Origin of the sequence: Stenotrophomonas maltophilia, assembly GCF_003970865.1 — a bacterium.
Taxonomy (GTDB): domain Bacteria; phylum Pseudomonadota; class Gammaproteobacteria; order Xanthomonadales; family Xanthomonadaceae; genus Stenotrophomonas; species Stenotrophomonas maltophilia_AR.
Genome location: NZ_RXLZ01000065.1, coordinates 21,036 through 27,454 on the forward strand (window position 1 = coordinate 21,036; position 6,419 = coordinate 27,454).

The following is a 6,419-nucleotide window of genomic DNA, read 5'->3' on the forward strand; positions in this document are numbered from 1 at the left end:
TTCGCGCCGGATCGTCAGTTGCTGCCCGCGCGGCGGCGACGATCCGGCCGCAGCAACGCCGTATCGCCGGCCACCAGCGTCGGTCGCGCCAGCTCACCGCGCTGCACGCGGTCCAGCACCCGCCGCGAATTGGCCGCGCAGTCGATGCCCTCCGGCCGCGCCTGGATGTCCTCGATCAGGGCCCGCAGGTGCGCCCGGCTCTGTGCCAGCCGCAACTGCAGCGCCTCGATGTCGGCCACCTTCTGCTGCAGCATCGAGATCAATGCGTCGTGCTGCCACTGGCCCATGTCCGGTGGCAGCAAGGCGCGTATTTCCTCCAGGCTGAAGCCGGCGCGCTGCGCACCGGTAATCAGCTCCAGCAGCAGCACCGCCTGTTCCGGGTAGTCGCGGTAGCCGTTGGCCTGCCGCTGGACCACCAGCAACCCGGCCTCCTCGTAAAAGCGGATGCGCGACGCTGCCAGGCCCGTGCGGCGGGCGAGCTCACCGATTTTCATCTGACTGAATCCTCGACATCGGAACCTGTTGACCTTCAATCAAACTTGAAGGTTAGCGTAGCGCCATTCCCCTGTCCTGGAGCTGTCCGATGTCGCTGTTCTCGCCCCTGGCACTACCCTCCGGTGCCGTCATCGGCAACCGCATCGCCAAGGCGGCGATGGAAGAAAACATGGCCGACGCCGACCACGCCCCCTCCGAAGCGCTGCTGCAGTTGTACCAGCGCTGGGCCGACGGCGGCGCCGGGCTGATCATCACCGGCAACGTGATGGTCGATGGGCGCGCCATGACCGGGCCCGGCGGCGTGGTACTGGAAGACGACCGTCACCTCGATCGCTTCACCGCCTGGGCGGACGCTGCCCGCTCCAGGGGTGCGCAGATGTGGATGCAGATCAATCACCCGGGGCGGCAGATGCCGGCCGCACTCGGCCAGCCTGCGCTCGCGCCGTCAGCCGTCGCATTGCAGATGGGTGCGCTGTCCAAGCAGTTCGCACCGCCGAAGGCGATGACCGAGGACGACATCGACGCGGTGATCGCGCGCTTCATCCGCAGTGCCGAACTGGCCGAACGCGCCGGTTTCAGTGGCGTGGAGATCCATGCCGCGCACGGCTACCTGCTCAGCCAGTTCCTGTCGCCGCTGTCGAACCACCGCGACGACCGCTGGGGTGGCAACCTGCAGAACCGTGCGCGCCTGCTACTGGAGATCGTGCAGGGTGTACGCGCGGCCGTGGCGCCCACGTTCGTGGTGGCGGTGAAGCTCAACTCCGCCGATTTCCAGCGGGGTGGATTCTCGCCCGAGGACGCGCGCGAAGTGGTGGAGATGCTGGCGCCCCTCGGCGTGGATCTGGTCGAACTGTCCGGCGGCAGCTATGAAGCACCGGCCATGACCGGCGCCGCACGCGACGAACGCAGCGTGGCCCGCGAAGCGTACTTCCTCGAATTCGCACGCGAGATCGCCACGGTGGCAACGATGCCGCTGATGGTCACCGGCGGCATCCGCCGCCGCGAAGTGGCAGAGCAGGTGCTGGCCAGCGGCGTGGCCATGGTCGGCATCGCCACCGCGCTGGCGATCGAGCCGGATCTGCCACAGCACTGGCAGCAGGGCCGCGATCCGGTGCCGACACTGCGCAACATCAACTGGCGCAGCAAGCCGCTGGCGGCCAGTGCGCACATGGCCGCAGTGAAGTATCAGCTGGGCCGGCTGAGCCGGCGCCGCCCCACCGCACCCACGGTCTCACCGGTATGGGCCCTGCTGCTGGCACAGGCGGCCGCAAAGTGTCGGACCCGCCGCTACCGGCGCTGGATCGGCGCCCGCGCCATCGCACATTGAGCCGCGCGGTCTTCTCATCGCCGCAGCGATGCTCCACCATCTGCAGGATCGGCGGCAGTTCCGCCGCCGGTCGCAGCATGGAGATGGAACCCACGTGGCAGCAGGATCGACCAAGAACCGCGAGAAGCTGCTCGACGACCTGCTCTCGCTGGGCCGCAACTGGGCACTTGCCATCGCCATCGCCGGTGCCGGGGCGGCTGTCCACTACAACGAATCGGTCTACGAGGCCGGACTCTGGCGCGGCCTGCTGCCCACGCTCTGCTTCCTGGTCGCGATCATCTGGATCGTGCTCAGCATCATCCGCTTCGACCTGACCATCCAGCAGCACTTCGAGCGCAAGCTGTCACGCTGGCTCAGCCGCCTGCTCTATGTCGTGCTGCTCGGTACCGGCATCACCGCCGTGTTCTTCGTCACCGAACTGGCAGAGAACAACCATATTGCGCGGATGTGCGACTCGGTAGCCAACGAACCCGGCAGTCGCATCCACAGGTCGGCCGAATGCCAGCGCCTGTATCAGCACCGCGCTGCCTACCGGCAACGGCTGGAATCGGCTGAGGGTGAGTTCGACTGAGCAGATGCGTGGGCGAAGGCGCACGAGGACTCACACAGAGGTCCAGCAAGGGTGGATTCGGAATAGTTGCATGGACTTCATTGCAACGCGACGCCACGCTCTCTTGCCGGAAAGCCGTGATCGAACACAGTCCATGAAGTTACCCATCGCCCACTCCCGCCTCCCCGCCCGGCCGCGGAAAATCGGCAGCGAAGTACGTATCTTCAAGCGCTATCACCAGTACGCCATCGTTGCCGCTGGAGCCGGACCACTGGCAATACTCCTGTTCGCCGTCGCGCCCGGACTTGGACCTTTTCCGGCACTGGGCGCAGCAGCGCTTTTCACGCTGTCGCCGCTGATCCTCGCCTTCGTTGTCTATTCCCCACGACGGGACCGGGTGGCACTGGAACATGATCGTCTGGTATTCCAGAACCGTGCTCCTCTCACGTTCAAGCAGATCCGGTCCTACAACCTGGACGATCATGTTGATCTGACCCTGATCGATGGACCGAGCGTGCTGCTCCAGCGCACACGGGCATCGATGCATGATTTCTCAACCTTCCGGGACGCGCTGGCAGAGGCTCTCGCGAAGCGGCCCGCCAATGCTGCCGCCGCTCCGCAACGTCGCCACTTCTTCGGCGCCTGGCCCGCACGCGCTTGGGGTGCGGCCCTGTTGCTGGCGACGGCGGCACTGGTGATCACGGGCGTACTGCATGGCTGGCCGTTGTACAAAGCACCGATACTTGGAATCGTGCCCGTGGTGGGCATTGGGCTATTGCTGTCGCGCCGCCGTCACTGATCACGTCGTCGGCGAAGTACACATGGCGTGGATGTGCATTCGGGCACAGTACGCGCGCCGCTCACGCTTGGAACCATCCAGCCGCCATGCTTCACGCGCCCGCCCCTGCCCGTCACGATGCCATCGCACTCCAGGCCGGTGTACTCGGCAGTGTGTTGGGCGTGACGCTGTTCAAGGCGATCGCACTGTCCGCACTGGCGAGTGGATCCTTGATGGTGATCGGGCTGTGGCTGCTGGCCTGCGCGCTGTTGGCTGCCTGGGCACTGGCCGCCTGCCTGGCCTGCCTTGCGCTGAGCCGGCGCGTATTCGTGCTGATGCTGGCGCTGAGCATGATCCTGATGATCTGCGTCGCCTGACAGCAGCAGGCGCCGGACTATCGCGCATCTGTTACAGAATAACAAGTGTGATTGGACGGATTGCGCGCGCCCGGGGTCACAGATTTGAATTCCATGGCCAGCCCGGCACCACCCGAGACCTCCCCATGCACCTGCAGCCCCTGCTTCGCGCCTCCCTCACCGCCGTTGCCCTGGCCTCGCTCAGCGCCTGTGCCACCTATGACGACAGCAACATGCATCAGGCCTGCCAGGAGTCGCCGCATCTGAAGGACCTGCCGCGCGAAGTGGCGGCCCGCGAAAGCCGCTGCAACAAGAGCATGGAAGTGTGGTCGAGCGAGCGCAAGGGCAGTGACAGGCCGATCGACCTGAGCGGCAAGAAGAAGGATCTGTAACCGCACCCGGCGCAGCCCACGTCGGCTGCGCCTCCGCCCTGTACGTCAGCCAGCCTCCGGCAGTCCGAACCCGCGCTGCAACGCTTGGCGCAACCCTGCCTGATCGCCTCCCGCATCGCAGGCCCACGCGACAGTTCCATCGGGCCTCACCAATACCGCTCCCAGGCCCAGCGCATCGTCCACCGCCGAGGCAATGCGGGTAATCGGCTGCCGCCAACGGTCGACGGAGTCGTACGAAGCGCCGTTCTCATCGAGCACAAGCAACACCCCCTGCCCGTTCCTCAGCACCTGCCCCATGCGGCGACCATCGGCCAGCAGGAAGTCCGGCACGCTGCGACCGGCCAGTGGATGGCCATCGCCCAGATCGAGCTGTTGCGACACGCCCCACACCCGTTCGGCCAGATAGGTGGCGCCATCGCGGGTGCCGGCCAGATCGGCCATCACCGCCGCCAACGCGCGCGAACCGGCGCCAGGACGCATCAATGCAACCTGCGCGCGCGACCAGTCCAGTACTCTGGCGCCAACCGGATGCCGTTCCGCGTGATAACTGTCCAGCAGCGCCACGCCAGCGTCACCGCGTACCACACTGGCCAGTTTCCAGCCCAGGTTCATCGCATCGCCGATGCCCAGATTCAGGCCCTGCCCTCCCAACGGGGAATGCACATGCGCAGCGTCGCCTGCCAGCAACACGCGGCCGTTGCGATAGGCGCGGGCCTGGCGCGCGCCATCGGTCCAGGAACTGTGCAGATGCAGCGCGGTGATGGTCACGTCGCGGGCAGACACACGCCGCATCAGCGACTGCGCTTCGTCCAGCGCGAGAGGCTTTCGATGCCCGGCACCGCCATCGAAATCGGCAAGCGCGAGCACACCGGGTGGATTGAAATTGCACATGCCCTGCGCGGTGTACTGACGGCCCGGGGTCAGCACGCCGGGATCCTCCAGATCGACCAGCAGCGAATGACCGGTGAATTCGGGATCGGTGCCGATGAAACTGAAACCGCATTGCTTGCGCACCGTGCTGCGGCCTCCGTCGCAACCTACCAGCCAGCAACCACGTACCACTCCGTCAGCGGTCTCGATCTCCACTTCGGTTGCACCGGCGCGCACCGCCTGTACCGCACGCCCGCGTTCGATGCGCACGCCCAGCGTGGTCGCACGTTCGGCCAGCACCGTTTCCAGGGCCTGCAATTCCAGCGCCATCTGGGTGCCCACCGGCGTCGGCAGGCGCCAGGTCCAGCGCGTGCGGTCGACGTCGTCCAACGCAAACGGTATTCCGGCGAAGTGGCCGCCCAACGCCCGCGGTTGCGCCAGCCAATGAGCGGTGCCGGGCGGCGGCGCGCCCTTGTCGGGCTTGAGCACCTGTGTCGCGGCGACCGCGTCCAACAGGCCGCGCCGATCCAGTGCCTCCAGCGTGGGGGCGTTCAGGCCGCGCAGCCCGAATGGCAGGCGCTTCAACGGCGAATCAGCGGACCCGGCCTGTTCCAGCACCAGCACCGAACACCCGGCCTGGGCCAGTTCGCAGGACAGGAACAGGCCAACCGGGCCGGCACCGGCAATGACGACGTCGTACAGCATGGGGAATCCTTGTGAGCACCGGGTCGGCGCTCTGGCGGGTCAAATGTTACACTCGGTGTACGTTTCCACAAGTGAACCGCTCATGACCCCGCCTCCAGGCCGTCGCGAACAACGCAAGGCCGAGACCCGACAAGCGATTTCGGACGTCGCCACCGAGCTGATCATCCGGCGTGGCTTCGAGGCCGTCTCCATGTCCGAGATCGCCGAAGCCGCGGGCGTCTCACGCAAGACGGTCTTCAACTACTTCGCCAGCAAGGAAGACCTGGTGTTCGATCGCGATGAGGAGGCGCGCACGCTGCTGCGCGAGGGCATGATGGCGCGCAGCGGCATGACCCCGCTCGCCGCCTTCCAGTCACTCGTTCGTGAGTTGCTGGAGGCCGGTCATCCGCTGCTGCGCATCAATACCGGCGCTACCGCCTTCTGGGGCACCGTGGCGGAGAGCCCGGTACTGGTCGCGCACGCGCGACGGCTGCAGGCGCAGTTGACTGACGATCTGGCGCGATTGATGGCCGACGCTGTCGGCCGGCCTGCACATGACGCCGAAGCGCGATTGGGCGCGGCCATGCTGCTGGCGTCGATGGTGACGGCCTATGAGAAAGGACTGGCAAGCCAGCTTCGGGGCGAGGACCCGCGCGAGGCCATGCGGCAGCTGATCGTGCGCGGCGCCACCGGGGTACTGGTGGCCTTGGCGGGCACCCCATATACGGACCCCGGCGCGCGTCCATAGCGCATTCGGGGGGATAGGTTGCGAAGTGTTGCAAATGCTAATCTTTCTCATTTGCAGACCATGACCCTCCCCCCCAATGCCCTTACCCTGCCCTTTTACACAACCTAACCCTCCCGCGGACCTCACCTCGCGGTTTCCGTGGCTTCGCCGCGATTTGATGAAACAAAGAGTAGCAGAAACTACAAAAGATGACTGCAGTGATGTTCAAAATTGTAGCTA

General features: G+C 66.0%; 8 protein-coding genes. 6 read left to right on the top strand and 2 right to left on the bottom strand.

The genetic code is table 11. The features are described 5' to 3' along the window. Positions 1 to 14 precede the first annotated feature (14 nt). Positions 15 to 494 carry a MerR family transcriptional regulator gene (locus EKL94_RS18235; protein WP_126930126.1) on the bottom strand — a complete coding sequence of 160 codons (480 nt, stop codon included), beginning with the start codon at positions 492 to 494 and terminating at the stop codon, positions 15 to 17. A gap of 89 nt (positions 495 to 583) precedes the next feature. On the opposite strand from EKL94_RS18235, the gene EKL94_RS18240 reads away from it, so the two are divergent. The 5 genes from EKL94_RS18240 (at position 584) to EKL94_RS18260 (ending at position 3,898) form a co-directional block, all read left to right on the top strand. Further along, on the top strand, positions 584 to 1,822 hold the full coding sequence (locus tag EKL94_RS18240) for an NADH:flavin oxidoreductase/NADH oxidase family protein (protein ID WP_126930127.1): 1,239 nt from the start codon (positions 584 to 586) through the stop codon (positions 1,820 to 1,822). 94 nt (positions 1,823 to 1,916) lie between these two features. After that, positions 1,917 to 2,393, top strand: coding sequence for a hypothetical protein (locus tag EKL94_RS18245; protein WP_099550986.1), 477 nt, complete (start codon positions 1,917 to 1,919; stop codon positions 2,391 to 2,393). Between the two features lie 70 nt (positions 2,394 to 2,463). Then, the gene (locus EKL94_RS18250) at positions 2,464 to 3,171 is read left to right on the top strand and encodes a hypothetical protein (RefSeq protein ID WP_260473461.1); all 708 of its coding nucleotides are present in this window, start codon (positions 2,464 to 2,466) and stop codon (positions 3,169 to 3,171) included. An 86-nt stretch (positions 3,172 to 3,257) separates the two neighbouring features. Then, the gene (locus tag EKL94_RS18255; RefSeq protein ID WP_126930128.1) at positions 3,258 to 3,527 is read left to right on the top strand and encodes a hypothetical protein; all 270 of its coding nucleotides are present in this window, start codon (positions 3,258 to 3,260) and stop codon (positions 3,525 to 3,527) included. 125 nt (positions 3,528 to 3,652) lie between these two features. After that, on the top strand, positions 3,653 to 3,898 hold the full coding sequence (locus EKL94_RS18260) for a hypothetical protein (protein WP_126930129.1): 246 nt from the start codon (positions 3,653 to 3,655) through the stop codon (positions 3,896 to 3,898). A 45-nt stretch (positions 3,899 to 3,943) separates the two neighbouring features. Here the strand turns inward: EKL94_RS18260 and EKL94_RS18265 are convergent, their stop codons facing one another. Continuing rightward, positions 3,944 to 5,473, bottom strand: coding sequence for an FAD-dependent monooxygenase (locus tag EKL94_RS18265; RefSeq protein WP_126930130.1), 1,530 nt, complete (start codon positions 5,471 to 5,473; stop codon positions 3,944 to 3,946). 82 nt (positions 5,474 to 5,555) lie between these two features. Between EKL94_RS18265 and EKL94_RS18270 the strand changes: the two genes are divergently transcribed. Further along, entirely contained in the window at positions 5,556 to 6,200 is a 645-nt protein-coding gene (locus EKL94_RS18270; protein WP_126930131.1) for a TetR/AcrR family transcriptional regulator, read from the top strand. Positions 6,201 to 6,419: the final 219 nt, after the last annotated feature.

Excerpts from the sequence above, each read along its gene's own strand:
- EKL94_RS18235 (WP_126930126.1), bottom strand. The coding sequence starts at position 494 with ATGAAAATCGGTGAGCTCGCCCGCCGCACGGGCCTGGCAGCGTCGCGC.
- EKL94_RS18240 (WP_126930127.1), top strand. The coding sequence starts at position 584 with ATGTCGCTGTTCTCGCCCCTGGCACTACCCTCCGGTGCCGTCATCGGC.
- EKL94_RS18250 (WP_260473461.1), top strand. The coding sequence starts at position 2,464 with ATGGACTTCATTGCAACGCGACGCCACGCTCTCTTGCCGGAAAGCCGT.
- EKL94_RS18255 (WP_126930128.1), top strand. The coding sequence starts at position 3,258 with ATGCTTCACGCGCCCGCCCCTGCCCGTCACGATGCCATCGCACTCCAG.
- EKL94_RS18260 (WP_126930129.1), top strand. The coding sequence starts at position 3,653 with ATGCACCTGCAGCCCCTGCTTCGCGCCTCCCTCACCGCCGTTGCCCTG.
- EKL94_RS18265 (WP_126930130.1), bottom strand. The coding sequence starts at position 5,473 with ATGCTGTACGACGTCGTCATTGCCGGTGCCGGCCCGGTTGGCCTGTTC.
- EKL94_RS18270 (WP_126930131.1), top strand. The coding sequence starts at position 5,556 with ATGACCCCGCCTCCAGGCCGTCGCGAACAACGCAAGGCCGAGACCCGA.